The 15221-nt window shown below is 58.3% G+C and carries 9 protein-coding genes and 1 pseudogene; 7 read left to right on the top strand and 3 right to left on the bottom strand.

Translation table 11 applies throughout. The features are described from left to right. Positions 1–106: pseudogene (locus tag C1Y43_RS22920) on the top strand (IS110 family transposase); the annotation flags it as partial. Between the two features lie 475 nt (positions 107–581). Here the strand turns inward: C1Y43_RS22920 and C1Y43_RS22915 are convergent. Together C1Y43_RS22915 and C1Y43_RS22910 are read right to left on the bottom strand one after the other, a co-directional pair. Continuing rightward, entirely contained in the window at positions 582–4205 is a 3624-nt protein-coding gene (locus C1Y43_RS22915) for a transporter substrate-binding domain-containing protein (protein ID WP_104189819.1), read from the bottom strand. Between the two features lie 2 nt (positions 4206–4207). After that, a complete protein-coding gene (locus C1Y43_RS22910) occupies positions 4208–4834 on the bottom strand; it encodes a response regulator (protein WP_058770944.1) in 627 nt (208 codons plus the stop codon). A gap of 248 nt (positions 4835–5082) precedes the next feature. Here C1Y43_RS22910 and C1Y43_RS22905 point away from each other — a divergent pair, with 248 nt between their 5' ends. From C1Y43_RS22905 to C1Y43_RS22880, 6 genes are all read left to right on the top strand, one after another. Further along, on the top strand, positions 5083–5685 hold the full coding sequence (locus tag C1Y43_RS22905; RefSeq protein ID WP_058770943.1) for a response regulator transcription factor: 603 nt from the start codon (positions 5083–5085) through the stop codon (positions 5683–5685). Positions 5686–6931: 1246 nt separating this feature from the next. Beyond that, positions 6932–7621 carry a DUF1120 domain-containing protein gene (locus C1Y43_RS22895; protein WP_072209020.1) on the top strand — a complete coding sequence of 230 codons (690 nt, stop codon included), beginning with the start codon at positions 6932–6934 and terminating at the stop codon, positions 7619–7621. Between the two features lie 46 nt (positions 7622–7667). Continuing rightward, positions 7668–8369, top strand: a complete 702-nt coding sequence (locus C1Y43_RS22890) for a fimbria/pilus chaperone family protein (RefSeq protein WP_058770941.1) — start codon at positions 7668–7670, stop codon at positions 8367–8369. A gap of 12 nt (positions 8370–8381) precedes the next feature. Further along, positions 8382–10787: a fimbria/pilus outer membrane usher protein gene (locus C1Y43_RS22885; RefSeq protein WP_306460753.1), complete on the top strand. Its 2406-nt coding sequence runs from the start codon at positions 8382–8384 to the stop codon at positions 10785–10787. 15 nt (positions 10788–10802) lie between these two features. Then, positions 10803–11357: a hypothetical protein gene (locus C1Y43_RS23860; RefSeq protein ID WP_058770939.1), complete on the top strand. Its 555-nt coding sequence runs from the start codon at positions 10803–10805 to the stop codon at positions 11355–11357. Between the two features lie 82 nt (positions 11358–11439). Further along, complete coding sequence (locus C1Y43_RS22880; RefSeq protein WP_158252678.1) at positions 11440–14445, top strand: autotransporter outer membrane beta-barrel domain-containing protein; 3006 nt, start codon at positions 11440–11442, stop codon at positions 14443–14445. A 73-nt stretch (positions 14446–14518) separates the two neighbouring features. Here the strand turns inward: C1Y43_RS22880 and C1Y43_RS22875 are convergent, their stop codons facing one another. Next, complete coding sequence (locus C1Y43_RS22875) at positions 14519–14869, bottom strand: hypothetical protein (protein WP_127834695.1); 351 nt, start codon at positions 14867–14869, stop codon at positions 14519–14521. Positions 14870–15221 lie beyond the last annotated feature (352 nt).

The following is a 15221-nucleotide window of genomic DNA, read 5'->3' as shown; positions in this document are numbered from 1 at the left end:
GGGAAAAGTCGTGGTGTGCGCGGCGATGAAGAAGCTGCTGCAGCTGGCTTATGGCGTGCTGAAATCGGGTCGTCCGTTCGATGCCGAAATATGTCTTGCCAGGTAACCGGCAAGACGGTATCTACAACGATGCGGGACAGGTTTTGTCGTCAGGCGCGTTCATGCGCATCTGTGGCAAGGTTGCACAGTACCGTAGGGTGCGCATTCATGCGCACCGGCGTGAATCGGTGGATAGATTCATGCACGTCTGTAATAAGGTTGTACAGCATCGTAGGGTGCGCATTTATGCGCACCGGTGTGAATCGGTGGATAGATTCATGCACGTCTGTAATAAGGTTGTACAGCATCGTAGGGTGCGCATTCATGCGCACCGGCGTGAAAATGTTTGCTTAGATAAACGTCATTGCGCAATAAATTGCGCCGCTACCACTCGTGCGGTTATCAGCGGCATCACATGGAAGGAATATCTGCGCGAGAAATCGCGCCATCATGATTTATTGAGGATGCGATATCTGCATTATCCAGTCGCACAAACCGTAGCGGCGCGATTTATCGCGCATTTCAATTACCGCACCGCTCTATCACGACGCCTGCAAATAATGCACTACCGACTGGTTCAGCGTGTCCAGCTTCTCTTCCAGCAGGAGAAGCCCTTCGCGGATGACCTCGTGATCTTCAGCGCTTTGGCAGGCGCGCTCGATCTGCCCGCACAGATCATCGATCTTCCCGGCATAAATGATCTGCGCCGATCCGCCCAGCCGATGCAGCGATGAGGCCAGCGCCGGCCAGTCCTGCGCATCAAAATGGCGCCAGCACTGCTGCATATCGTTGCGGCTCTCCTCGCCGACCTTCGCCAGCATCTTCGCCACCATCGCATCGTCGTGATACACCATGGCGCGCAGCGATTCGAGCGACAGCAGCGAATCCAGCGCCGGCACTTCGGCGGCCGGCTCGTTGCTGCTCAGCAGCTCGGCCAGCTTGTCAATCTTCAGCGGCTTAAACAGGCAGGCGTTCATGCCCGCTTCCAGACAGCGCACGCGCACGTCCGATTGCGCATTCGCCGTCAGACCAAAAATTTTCACCGCGTTGCCACTGCGGCGCAGGGTCTGCGTCAGTTCGATGCCGCTCATGCCCGGCATATTGCAGTCGGTGATAATCAGATCGAACGACTGATGCGCCAGCAGCGCCAGCGCCTCTTCGCCGCTGCTGGCTTCGCTGATCTGCTGACCCAGCTCGCTGAGCTGGCTTCGCAGCAGCAGGCGGTTGGCCGGATGGTCGTCGACCACCAGAATATTCAGCTGCGGCAGCGCACGGCTGCGCGCCACGCGGGTTTTCTCCAGCAGCTTGCGCGCCCGGCGTGCCGGCATCATCACGTTAAGCTGAATCAGCGTGCCGCGTCCCGGCTGGCTGTTGAGGTTCATGGTACCCTGCATCTTCTCCAGCAGCTGGGCGCTAATCACCAGGCCAAGGCCAGTGCCGGTCTGCTTGCGTCCCTCTTCGGTCTGGGCAAACGGCTGAAACAGTTTGGCCTGGTCGGCAGCGCTGATGCCTACGCCGCTGTCTTCGATCTCAATTTCCAGCTCCAGCGAACCGTCTTCCCACTCATGGCCGATCACCCGCACTTCCACGCCGCCTTCTTGGGTAAACTTGATGGCGTTATTGATGTAATTGGCGATCACCTGGCGGAAGCGTGCGGCATCGATAAACACTTCCAGCCCCGGCGGCGTATCGCTGTGGTAGTGCAGCGTCAGATTTTTGCCGCTGGCCATGCCGTCAAATAACCGCACCACCGGCAGCACCAGTTGCTCAGTGCTGACCCACTCCGGCATTAGCTCCAGCTGGCCGCTCTCAATCTTGGCCATGTCGAGGATATCGCCAATCAGCCCCAGCAGCGTGTTGGCCGACTCGTAGGCGATCTGAATGGCTTCGTTGTCGCGCTGTTTGCGCCCTTCCAGCTCCAGCAGGCCAATGATGGCGCTGATCGGCGTGCGAATCTCATGGCTCATGGTGGCGAGGAACGAACTCTTGGCGCGGTTGGCTTCATCCGCCACCTTTTTCTCCGCCTGCAGCGCCAGCATCAGCAGTTCGTAGGCGGTAACATCCTGCCAGCCGCAGATCAGTCCGGTGATATTGCCCTGCGCATCGCGCTGCTCCTGCGCCCAGTGGTGCACCATGCGCGCTTCGCTGCCGTTTTCGATCTCAATTTCCAGATCCTGGGCGGTATCGCCCCACAGACTGTTATGCGCCAGCGCCACCAGTTCCGGGTCGTTGACCGCTTCCGGACTCATCAGCGGATAGAGTTTACTGATAAGCGGCGACAGCGGATGGCGCTGATCGTAAAGCGAAAAACTCAGGCGCTGCGCGTCGACGCCGGCAAAAAAGCGCTGAAACGCACCGTTAGCACTGACCACGTTCCAGTTGCGATCCAGCACGTAGACCGGCGTTGGCAGGCCATTCAGCAGCGCATCACGAAAGCGCAGTTCAGCCTGCAGGTCAGCTTCTGCGCGACGGCGATGCTTCACCTCTTTGCCGCGATAGTAAACCCACGCCAGACAGGCGATCAGCAGCAGCGCGGTCAGCAGAGTGATGGCGTAAAACTGCGCGCGGTACAGCTGCCAGGTGGTGCGCGTGGTCTGCGGTGTGCCCTGCCAGCGGCTGGCAATCAGCGAGATTTCGCTCGGCTGAATGTCGGCCAGCGCTTTATCAATAATGCTCAGCAGCTCCGGCTGATCGCGGCTGACGGCAAAGCTCAGCTCCACCGGCGGCAGCGCCAGACGCGACACGATCTTCAGCGGCTGCTGCGCGTAGCGCGCCAGTAACGTGTTCACGCTCAGCTGGTTATCGATCAGCCCGGCGACCTTGCCCTCCTGCAACAGTTGCAGCGCCAGGCTGGCGTTATCCACTTCAGACAGCTGCAGCGTGGGGAAGCGATCCAGCAGCGCCTGACGCGCCGGATTGCCTTTGACGATACTGAGCTTCATGCCGGGATAGAGCGCCTGCGGCGCATCGGACTGGTCTGGCACCAGCAGCACCAGCGGCACCTTCAGGTAAGGTCGGGTAAAGCGTACCGCCTCATGTTGGCCGCCATCCTGTGCCACCGCTGCCAGCATCGCTACCTGATGCTGCTCCAGCTGCTGTACGCCGTCACGCCACGAATACGCCGGCACCGGGGTGAAAAACAGCCCGGTGCGCAGCTGGATCAGATGCAGCAGATCGGCGCTAATGCCCTGAAATTCACCCTGCTCATCCAGCAGCGCCAGCGGTGCGGAGAACGGATTGAACGCCACTTTCACCTGCGTATGCTGCTGTAGCCACTGCTGCTCGCGCGGCGTCAGGCTGAGCGGATCCTGCAGGCGCCAGACGTCCGGCCGCTGCGTCCACTGCCGCGAAATCAACCGATGCTGTTCGCCGGGAATGGCGGCGATGGCGGCATTCAGTGCTTGCAACAACGGCTGATTATCAGCTTTCACCACCAGACGGCTGCCGTACAGCGCGTCTTCCGGCAAAATCGCGGCCAGCGCCAGCTGATTGACATAGCTGCGCTCAATCAAAAACGTCGCCGCCTGCAGGCTGCCGAGCGCATAGTCCGCTTCGCCACTGGCTACCGCCGCCAGCGCCGCCTGGCTGGAGGGATAACGCACGATAGTGGCGTCAGGGAAATGCTGTTTGATTTGAGCATCGGTAAGAAAGCCTTCGCGCATGGCGAGGCGCAGCGGCGCATCGTACGGCACCGGCTGTGAGGCCTGCTTCTCCGCGGCGATCACCACCGGACGATTGATGAGAAAACTGTCTGTTGTCCTGAAGGCCGCCGCATCGTGCAGTTCGCGCCCCGGCGAGCTAAACAGCGCATCCGCCGCGCCGCTTTTCACCGCTGCCTGCGCCGCCGCCTGGCTGGGATAACGCACCATCACCGCCTGCATGCCAAGATTGCGCGCCAGCAGTTGCAGATAATCGGTGTAGATGCCTTCCACGCTGTTGCCGCTGCCCGCTGCCTCCTGATAGATCAGATAAGGCGGCAGCTCCGGTGTCCACACCGCGACGCGCAGCTCATGTTTAATGCGCAGCCAGCGCCACTCGTCACCGCTCAACTCAATATGCAGGGGTGCCAGCTTTTCACGGCTGAACAACTGAAATATTTCGGGCTGCGGCTGGGCGGCCAGCAGCGGGCTCAACAGCAGCAGAAGCAGGGTGACCAGGCGCAGCATCGCTACTCCATATGATTACGATTGGCGAAGGCAAAGAGATCGCGCAGGCTTTTGCAGTGCAATTTCTCCAGCAGACGGCCTTTGTAAGTTGAAACGGTTTTATTGCTGAGATTCATGCGGTTAGCAATACGCATGTTATCCAGCCCCTTCAACAGATAAGTGAACACCTGAAATTCCTGCGGCGACAGCGATTCCAGCAACTGCTTATCGGAGTGGATGTGATTCTCTTCCGCCGGCACATTAATACCGGCCAGCGGGAAGTAACCATAGCCACTTTGCGCTGCACGAATTGCGGTGATGATTTCCGGCAAATTGTCCTTTTTACTGATAAAACCATTCGCTCCGCAGCGCACACTCTGTACCGCATAAAAGTTCTGATTCTTACCTGAGACGATAATAATAATACCCGGAAAACTCTTAGCACGCAGCGCTTTAACCACTTCGATGCCGTTCAGCGAGTGAATATCAATATCCATTACCACGATATCCGGATAATGCTGGTCGATTAGCTGCAGCGCTTCATAACCATCATCGGTTTCGGCGACCATGCTATGCCCTTCTTTTTCAAGAAGAAAGCTTACCGCCATGCGGGCCATAGGATGATCGTCGACGACAATAAATTTCGCCATGTTTTATTTCCTGACGTGACCTTAAAGAGAAAAGTTAATTACCTGACTATTAGACTAATAAATTCAACCCTGAATCAACCACAATCAAATAACAAAACGTAGGTCGCGTCCTACACACCACCGATGAACATTCCCATATCCCTGTGCGGAATTTAATCGTAAGATCTGACCATCGCGAATTAATTACTCTGCGAACAATATGAGTTGTATTTAAATGTAAGGGCGTAAATATGGGAAAGGAGGCTCCAGTGAAAACAGGCAGTGATAATAAGCCGAAGAGAATCATTATTGCGCTCAGCTGCCATTTTGCACTGACCGGTTTACGTGAGTTGTGCCAGCCGCTGAAGGATTGCAGCGTACAAACGCTGCAGATTGCGCCGGAAACGGTAGCGGAAGAGTTGATGTTCAACCACGCCGATTTACTGATTACCGAACTGCCGCGTGACGCCGCCGGCCTGGCCGAGCTGCTGCTGATTCCCGAGTGGTTTAAAGGCCATACGCTGATTCTGCTGGATGAAGAGACCGAGCCAATGCGTCAGACGCTGGTGGCCGCCGGATTCTCTGCGGTAGTGAATAAAAACGATCGGGCTGAGGTACTGCAGCGCAGTATTGGCCAGCAGCTACAGCGCAAACCGTCGCGCTACGATTACGCCGCACCGGGCCGCAATGCGCTGGCACGCGAAAAACGCGTAATGTGCGCCCTGCTACGCGGCATGAAGCCAGCGCGCATTGCGCGTGAAATGGGCCTGCACCCGCGTGAGATCAGCCGCAGCAAGGTCAACAGCCTGGCGCGCAGCGGGTTTCCCACGCTGAACGCGATGCTGGCCTGCACCGGCCGCCGCCCGATTTAAGCAGTGGGAAAGCGCACGTCGCAAAAGCGTATATAAATCCGTAGGTTGCGCATTCATGCGCACCAGGACAGCGCAGCAACAACACGCACCAACCGTAGCGGCGCAACGTATTGCGCAATCTACCGCAGTGCGGCTGGCGGACTTGCGCGATAAATCGCGCCGCTACGACACCTGCGGTCTGGAAATCGGGCATCTGAATGGCGCAGCAATAACACCGCTGCAACCGGTGCGAATGAACAATCTGCCACCCGGACGGCACAGCAATAACACTTTGCACCAACCGTAGCGGCGCAATTTATTGCGCAATCTACCGCGGTGCGGCTGGTGGACTTACGCGATAAATCGCGCCGCTACGCCACCTGCGGTCTGGAAACCGGGCAGCTGAATGGCGCAGCCATATCATCGCTGCAACCGGTGCGACTGGACAATCTGCCACCCGGACGGCACGGCAATAACACTTTGCACAAACCGTCGCGGCGCAATTCATGGCGCTATCTACCGCGGTGCGGCTGGCGGACTTGCGCGATAAATCGCGCCGCTACGCCACCTGCGGTCTGGAAACCGGGCACCTGAATGGCGCAGCCATAATGCCGCTACGAAACCTGCGGTCTGGAAACCGGGCAGCTGAATGGTGCAGCCATAAACCGCTGCAACCGGTGCGAATGAACAATCTGCCATCCGGACGGCACAGTAACAACAACACGCACAAACCGTAGCGGCGCAATTCATTGCGCAACCTACTACGGTGCGGCTGACGGACTCGCGCCATAAGCCGCACATTGCAAAAGCGTTACAACTTTGTAGGGTGCGCATTCATGCGCACCTGGACAGCGCAGTAATAACACTGCGCACCAAGCAGCGCGGCGAAATGATTACCTAATCATTAACTCGCAAGGTAATAAAAATTACAGACTGGTCTTAATTGACATGCAGTCATCAGAATATTAACCAGCCTCATCAGAAAATTTTTAATTTAATTCTTAAGACAGGGACTACAGACCACCGATGAACATTCGCATGGGAATTAAATAAAAACAGCACTACTATAACCTCATCGCTTAGCCATTCACTGAATGCAAAGCAATAACAAACAGCCGGATGAAAATAGAATGTAATTTCAGCGGCCAAATACTGAATTCACTAACCTTGTGAAAACGACATTAACCTTCTGATGTTTTCACAGCAAAACCTTCTCCATTTTATCAATCAGGGAAGAAGGTCATTCAACACAACAAAGGAAATAGAAATGATGAAAAACATGATGAAAACAGCCTGTGCGATCGCAGTTCTTGCTGCCAGTGCAAACGTAATGGCAGAAAGTGTAGATCTGTCAATTAAAGGTAATATTACCCCAGTAGCCTGTATTCCTGAAATAGCAGGTGGTGGGGTAATCGATTACGGCACAATTGCTGGTGACAGTCTGAAAGCTGATGACTTTACTTATCTTCCAGCCAGAACTACTAACCTGACTATTCATTGTGATGCTCCAGCTAAAATCGCATTGAAAGTAACTAATAACAGAACAGGTACTGTTCCTGGACGCCCTATTAAGAACGCTTACGATAAACCTACTGATGGAGCAAAACTGTTTGGCACAGAAAATGCCCCAACGCTGGGTTTAGGTATGGCTAATGAAAATGCAATTGGTGGTTGGGCAGCTACTTTTACTAATCCACTAGCTGATGATGTAAAAGCAGATGTAATTCTGACTTCAAATACTGGAACCAACTGGATTAAAAACTCATGGTTAAGCCCTACCCTTAACGGTACTCGTCTCTCTAGTATGGCGAAAACTGGTGAGCTGGTGCCGGTTGCTGCGCGCATTTTCTCATATGACATTAAAGTTGAATCATATATTAACAAGTCATCAGAACTGGATTTATCTAAGCCAGCTGCGCTTGACGGCTCTGCAACTATTGAGTTGGTCTACCTTTAATACTTTAAGCCGGGGAAGCCCGGCTTTTTTAAAACCGGGAAGAAAAATGCTTATTAACTCAACAAAAAAGTTATTCTTTTTAATCATCCTGAATTCACTCCCCAGCTTATCGCATGCAACTGGCATGTTGCCTGATAGTTCCGTTGTGATTATTGAAGAGAAAGACAGAGAGGGTAACTTAAATATCAAAAATACTGATAATTTCCCTGTTCTCTTACTTACGACCATACAGAACATTCCAGATGATCAGCAATCGTTACTAACTGTGACGCCACCTGCAGCACGTGTTGAAGCGGGCAAAGCACAACGAATACGCTTCATGTTAACCACTAACGAACCATTAAAAACTGAACGGCTTAAACGCGTCACTGTAGAGGGTATTCCTCCCCAGGAAAAAGGTAAGAGTGAATTGCGTATGACGGTGCGTCAGAATTTGCCAGTCATAATCCGTCCTGCCGGGTTAGAAAAGGATTTGTCGCCATGGAAGCGCCTGAACTGGAAACTGGACGGTAATTCGCTGCAGGTGAAAAACGACTCTCCTTATGTTGTCCGCCTCGCGCAGGTAGTACAGACCTTGCCAGACAAGACAGTTTGGCAATTACCGAATAGTTATGTCCTGCCAGGCCAGCAATTTACTTTGTCACCGGATGGCGGGAAAAAAGCCGGCAAGTCTTCTCAGGTACGAATTTCTCCCGCCACCACCTGGGGTTTCAGCGTGGATACCTATGACGCGCCGCTGACGCGCTAAACGGGGTGAACCGTGCCACAGCATAATAAAAATAAACCCCGTACTTTGCGTCCCAGCTTACTTGCTATCTCTCTGATGCAGGCGCTGGGCAGCTTTTCCGCCCAGGGTGCAGAGCCGGTAGAATTTGACCTGGCCTCACTGCAGGCTCGCGGCGTCGATCCACGTCTGGCGGCGCATTTTAAAGACGCACCACGTTTTATGGCCGGTGATAACACCGTCAATCTGCGCGTTAACGGCAGCGAACGCGGCCGCATTCGCGTCCATTTCGACGAGCACGGTGAGCCCTGTATCGATCGCGCGTTTCTGCAGCAGGCGAAGCTGGTGGTGCCCAAAAGTTTATCCGATGGTGAACGCATCAGCCTGAACAGCCTGTGGCCGCAGGCGGAACTGCACGCTGACCCCGGTGAAGAACGTCTGACGCTGATTGTGCCGCAGCAGGCATTAGCGGCCGCCAATAACAGCGGCGACTGGCAGCACGGCGGTGTCGCCGGCCTGGTTAACTATGATGCGCAGTATATGGATTCGGCTGGCCGTTTAGCCGGCGTCAATTTTATGCAGCTGTACAGCGAGGCCGGGATGAATTTCAGCGACTGGATTGTGCGCAGTCGTCAGATATTGACGCGCTTTAACGGTGAAACCTCCCTGCGTCATCAGGCGGCCTACGCACAGCGCACGCTGGCGGCATCACAGAAAGTGTTGCAGGCCGGTCAGATTAACCTTGCCAACTCACTGTTCGGCAGCGGACAGGTGCTGGGCATGCAGCTGTTTCCCGAGCTGTCACTGGAAAAACAGGGCGGTGCTGGTCTGGTGGAGGGCATCGCCAGCAGCGCCTCGGTGGTGGAAGTGCGTCAGTCTGGCGCGCTGGTGTTCAGCACCACGGTGCCGGCCGGCCCGTTCCGGCTGGAAGGCTTTTCGCTGCTGAACACCCGCAGCGATCTGCAGGTGACCGTGACCGGCAGCCAGGGCGATAAACGTGAATTTGTCGTGCCAGCCGCTTCGCTACCGCTTAGCGCCGCCAGCGCCAATGGCCTGTCGGTGGGCATCGGTAAACTGGAGCAAAACGGTAGCGCTGAAGCTCCGTGGCTGGCTACCGCCTCGCGCGGCTGGCGCCTGTCGCCGCGTAATAGCTTAACAGCCGGCGTGATGGGCTCTAATCCGTGGCGTGCCGTAGCGGCGAGCGTGACCAGTCAGCCGCTGGACAGCACCATTACCCGTCTGCAAACCACGCTGGCGGACGATGCGCAGCACGGTAATCGCGGCGTGGCACTGGATGCCTCGCTGAGCCAGCAGCTGAGTGAACGGGTGAGCTTAAGTTTCAATGCCAGCCGGCAAACCAGCGGCTATCGCGAACTCAGCGACAGCCTGCAGCGTGACCAGCAGGATAACCGCAGCCGCGCGCGCGACCAGTTCGGTGCGGGTATCGGCTGGGCGCTGGATGATTACGGTTCGCTGTCGCTGTCGTGGGCGCGCAGCCGCACCTTCGACGGTGACAGTATCAACTACCTGAACGCGGGGTGGACGAAATCGTTTGACCGCGCCTATCTGAGCATCAATGCCTCACGGGATAACGGCGGCCGCTACAGCACGCCGGACAATCGTATTTATATGACCCTCAACATCCCGTTCGGCGATGCGCAAACCGTCAGCAGCTACGTGAACCACAGCCAGCGCAACGGCAGCCGGGCCGGTATGCGTTACAGCAATCGCCTGAGCCAGGATCGCAGCTGGTCGCTGAGCAGCGAGCGAGATTTCCACAGCCAGCGCAACAGCGTCACCGGTGCGATGGATATGGTGACGCCGGTCAGTCAGCTCGGCGGCAGCCTGAGCAATAGCAATGACGGCAATACCAGCTGGTCGATGCGTGCCAGCGGCGGCGTGGCAATGCACCAACATGGCGTCACGCTGTCGCCGTATCGCATCAGCGATACCTTCGGCATCGCCAAAGTCGGTGATGAAAGCGGTGTGCGCATTGAAACGCCTGGCGGCCCGTCCTGGACCGATGGCCGGGGCTACGCGGTGATTCCGTCACTGAACAGCTTCCGCCGCTCTGACGTGCAAATTGATACGCGCAGCCTAAAAAAGAACGTCGATATCGTCAATGCGCTGCAGGAAACCAGCGCCGCGCGTGGCTCGGTGAGTTATATCGCCTTTGACGTAGTGCGCACCCGCCGCGTGCTGGTGGATGTGACAGACAAAGCCGGTAAACCGCTGCCGTACGGTGCCAGCGTATTTAATCCACAGAACCTGTTCGTGACCGCTGTCGGTGCCGACGGTGCGGTATTTATCCCGGATGCCGGCGATGGCGGCAGGATGGATGTGCAGGTCGGTGGCGAAACGCTGTGCAGTTTCGACCTGACATTGCCGCCAAAACCTACCGAAGCGAGCCTGTATGAAACCGCCAGCGCGCAATGTAGCTGATAAGGAAGCAAACCCATGAAATACCCTTTTTCAGCGCTGGCGTTAGCGCTGCTGCTGTGCCAGAACGCGCTCGCCAGCCTGCCGCCGATGCTGCAGGACAGCCAGTGCAGTTTATCACTGGGCATGCCAGAGATTAATTTTGGCAACCAGACCCGCTATCAGCTGGATGAAGCAGGAGCCGGTCAGCTCTCGCCCGGTACCCGTGAACTGACGCTGGCGGTGGCCTGCCCCTACAGCCAAACGATGAAGCTGGCACTGCGCGGCGATCGCGCGCAGAACGGGGCATTTCGCTATGGCGAACGCGGCAGCGTGAAGATTCGCCTCTTTAATGCCCGCGTTGACGGCCAGCCCGCAGAGCTGCTGCGCAGCGGCAATGCGCAGGCCACCAGCAGCAACAGCATTGCGTTGCAACCCGGTGAAACTTTTGTCGCGGTGCGCGGTGGCGCGATCCAGCAGGGCAAAACCTTTACCGCGCAGGTTGAGATCACGCCGCTGCTGCCGGAGAGCGCGGCGCGCGCCACCCAGCTCAGCAGTAGCGAAGCACGACTTACCCTGGAGCTGCTGCGCTAACCCCGCGCTGCACCGCTCCGCCATTCCCGCAACGGGCGCACTGATGCGCCCGTTTTTTTACGCCATCACAAGGAGAACAGACATGGCACACTTCCGACTTTCCCCTCTCTCTTACAGCTGCGCGCTGGCGCTACTGGTTGCCAGCGGTGCGCAGGCGGCCTCAGCGTGGCAGGCGCTCGACGGTGCCAAAGTCGCAGCGACCAGCGGCTACGAATCACGCAGCGCGCGTGACTATCCGCTGCTGGCCAGCGGCGCCGGCAGCCTGCTCACCACCGCCGTGCCCGGCCTGAACTTCGTCACCACCGGTAGCCTGCTGTATGCGGCGCAGGCACTGAACGGCGGACGCATCGAACTGGATGGCGCCCATCTCGCCACTGACGGCGTGATGGCGCACGGCGCGAACCTCAGCGACGGACAATTCATCATGCGCGGCGGCAGTATCAGCACGCTGGGCGACAGCAGCGCCGGCGTGATGGCCAGCGGCAACAGCGAGGTCACCCTGACGGATGTCACGCTCAGCAGCCGCGGGCGCGATGCCACCGGCGTTACCCTCAGCCAGGGCCAGCTGACGCTGCGCGACAGCCGCATCAGCGCCAGCGGTGAAAATGGCGGCGGATTAGCGCTGGGCGGTGGCGGACGCGGCAATGCGCGCGCGGCGCTCAGCGATGTGACCATTGAACTGAGCGGTGCCGGCACACGTGCGGCAATCGAACTGGGCAACGTTACGCTGAACGGCAGCCAGGTGGCGATCAACGTCAGCGATCGTCATCGCGGCATCGAAATCTATAACCCGCAGGGCAGCAGCGGACGCGGCAGCGTGACGCTAAGCGACAGCCAGATCGTCACCGATGCCGGCGACGGCGTATATACGCTGGGCGGCGATGTGCTGCTCAATAACGTTACGGTCGACACGCAAAGCGGCATGGCGGTCAACGTCAACAATCGCTCGACCGCCACGCTGCTCGGCGGCAGCTTTAACACCCACGGTGATAACGCGCACACGCTGTGGATCGCCTCGGAGAGCGCCTCCGCCCATGCGCAGGACAGTCGCTTCAGCAGCCAGGGCAACAACGCACACGCGTTTCACGCGCAATTTGGCAACGCCACGCTGGAAAATGTCGCGCTCAGCACGCAGGGAGCCGGCAGCTATGGTCTGTACAGCGAAGCGCAGGTTGATGCGCAGAATATGACGGTAGAAACCCACGGCTCCGGCGCCATCGGCGTGTTTGCCGCGCGCGGCGGCAACATCAATCTGGCCAATACTCAGGTACGCACCGCCGGTGATTCCGCCACTGGCCTGCTGGCCTATCCGGGCTCGGCGATCAGCGGTAAACAGGTCGATGTTAAAACTGAAGGCGCCGGCGCGCACGGTGCCTGGGTGCGCTCTGGCAGCATGCAGCTGCAGCACAGCATGCTCAGCACCGCAGGCCAGCAGGCGGCGGGTTTGCTGGTGAACGCTAACAGCAACGGTGACAGCAGCACGGTAACGCTCGACAGCACGCAAATCGTCAGCCAGCAGGGTGCGGCCATCAAAGTGACCAACAGCAACGCTGACATTACGCTGACCAACGGCAGCCAGCTGCAGGGCGGCGACGCGCTGCTGGACGTGGCGAGCGGTACGCTGCCGTCAGAAGTGACGCTGAACGCGGATAACCATGTAAGCCTGCAAGGCGACGTCCGCGCCGACGCCGCCAGCCGGGTGGCACTGGCGCTGAGCAACGCCTCACAGCTGAGCGGCAGCGTTCAGGGTGCCAATAGCCTGACGCTCGACGCCAGCAGCCAGTGGCAGCTCCGCGCCAGCTCAACGCTTAATACGCTGCACAGCGACGGCAACGTGAGCTTTGCCCCGCAGGCCAGCGGCTTCAGCACGCTGGATGTGCAGACGCTGAGCGGCAACGGCAGCTATCACCTGAACACCGATCTGGCAGCATTGCAGGGCGATCTGATTCGTGTCGCGGGTGCTGCCAGCGGCGATCATCGGCTGGGGATTAGTAACAGCGGGCGCGAACCGCAGCAAAGCGACGCGGCGCTGACGGTGGTGACTACCGGCGGCGGCGATGCCCACTTTGCGCTGGAGCACGGCGTGGTCGATGCCGGCGCGTGGCAGTATCAGCTGGAGCAGCGCGGCCAGGACTGGGTACTGGCGCAGAAGCACGATGAGGACGAGCAGCCGCTGCCAACGCCTTCCGCCGCCACAGTTACCGCACTGTTTAACGCCGCGCCGATCGCCTGGTACAGCGAGCTGACCAATCTGCGTACCCGTCTTGGCGAAGTGCGCGACAGCGCAGCGCAGGGCGGCGCCTGGACACGCGTCATCGGCAATGACTGGCGTATCAACGCGCGCAGCGGCGTGGCGTGGCGCCAGCAGATGCAGGGCGTGGCGATGGGCGTCGATAGCGCCAAAACCACCGGTTATGGCCAGCGCCTGCTCGGCGTGTTCAGCGGCATCAGCAAAAGCCGGCTGGCCTTCAGCGGCGGCAGCCAGGGCACCATCAACAGTTTCTATATTGGTGGCTATCACACCTGGCTACTGAATGACGGCTGGTTCGCCGATGCGGTGGTGAAAGCCAACAACTTCAGCAACCGCGCCGACGCGCGTATGTCTGATGGCAGCAAGGCCAGCGGCAGCTATCAGACCGCCGGATTTGGCGCCTCGCTGGAGCTGGGCCGCAAGTTTAACTATCAGAACGGCTGGTTCGCCGAGCCATCACTGCAGTTCTCCTCGCTGTGGGTGCAGGGTAAAGCATACCGCCTGAGTAACGATCTGGCGGCGAAGGCGGCGTCTGGCGGATCGCGCCTGGCAACGCTGAACCTGACCGGTGGACGCGAGATGGCGCTGGAGAACGGCGGCAAAGTGCAGCCGTGGCTGCGCGCCGCGCTGGCGCAGGAGCTGGTGCGCGATAATGCCGTCAGCGTTAACGATCAACGCATGAACAGCAACCTTGCGGGCCAACGTCTGGAGCTGGGCGCGGGCGTTAACGTCTCACTGACGCGCGATGTTGCGCTGTATGCGGACGCCAGCTGGAGCCATGGCGATAAGCTGACATCACCGTGGAGCGGCAGCGCAGGCCTGCGCTGGCAGTTCTGATCCTTATCTGGCACGCGTTCAGCGTGCCTTTTGCTGCGGTGCCACTGTCTGGCTGACAGGGTACCGCAGCGCGTTAAGCGACACGCCCTACGCGTCCACCGCCCTGCGGCTGAAACAGAAAGAACAGCCCGGCGCCGGGACTGATCACCAGCATACGCCCTCCCTTTTGCGGCTGCAGTTCCCCCAGCGCCAGCGTGCGCGCGTCATTGAAATCCGTCACCAGCGCCGGAAAATGCGCCATGCCGTTAATCTGCGCGCGATACTCGCGCATCATGCCGCGTCGCAGGTGCTGCACATCGTTATTGAGCCAGCGCGGCAGGCTGTTCGCCAGCTGATGCGCGGCCACCGGCCCGCCGGTATAAGCCAGCAAACGCACGCGCGCCTGGCGCGGCGGCTGAATAAAGTGGTGAATGAACCAATCCATGTATGCGTCTTTCATCCCTGCGCTTCCCCTGTGCTGATCGGCTGGCCTCAGGCTATTTTAAGGACTGGCAGGTTTAAGGTTAATGAGACCTGGCCTACGCGCCGGTCAGTGCAGTCTGACAAATGGGGGAGATTCTTAGTCGTTTGGGTTTGGGTTTGGGTTTGGGTTTGGGTTTGGGTTTGGGTTTGGGTTTGAGTTTGAGTTTGGGTTTGCCCTCACCCCGGCCCTCTCCCGCACGCGGGAGAGGGAGCGGTCCGCTGCGGGCGGGGAAGGCAGTGCGTAACATGAGAGAACCAGGAAGGTGCAGCGGGTGAAAAGTATGAAAGGCACGCAGGCAAAGGCTAAAGATGAC

Origin of the sequence: Pantoea sp. ICBG 828, assembly GCF_002928355.1 — a bacterium.
GTDB lineage: Bacteria > Pseudomonadota > Gammaproteobacteria > Enterobacterales > Enterobacteriaceae > Pantoea > Pantoea dispersa.
The sequence above is the reverse complement of the archived record's forward strand: the minus strand, read 5'-3'. Positions and strand labels throughout refer to the sequence as shown.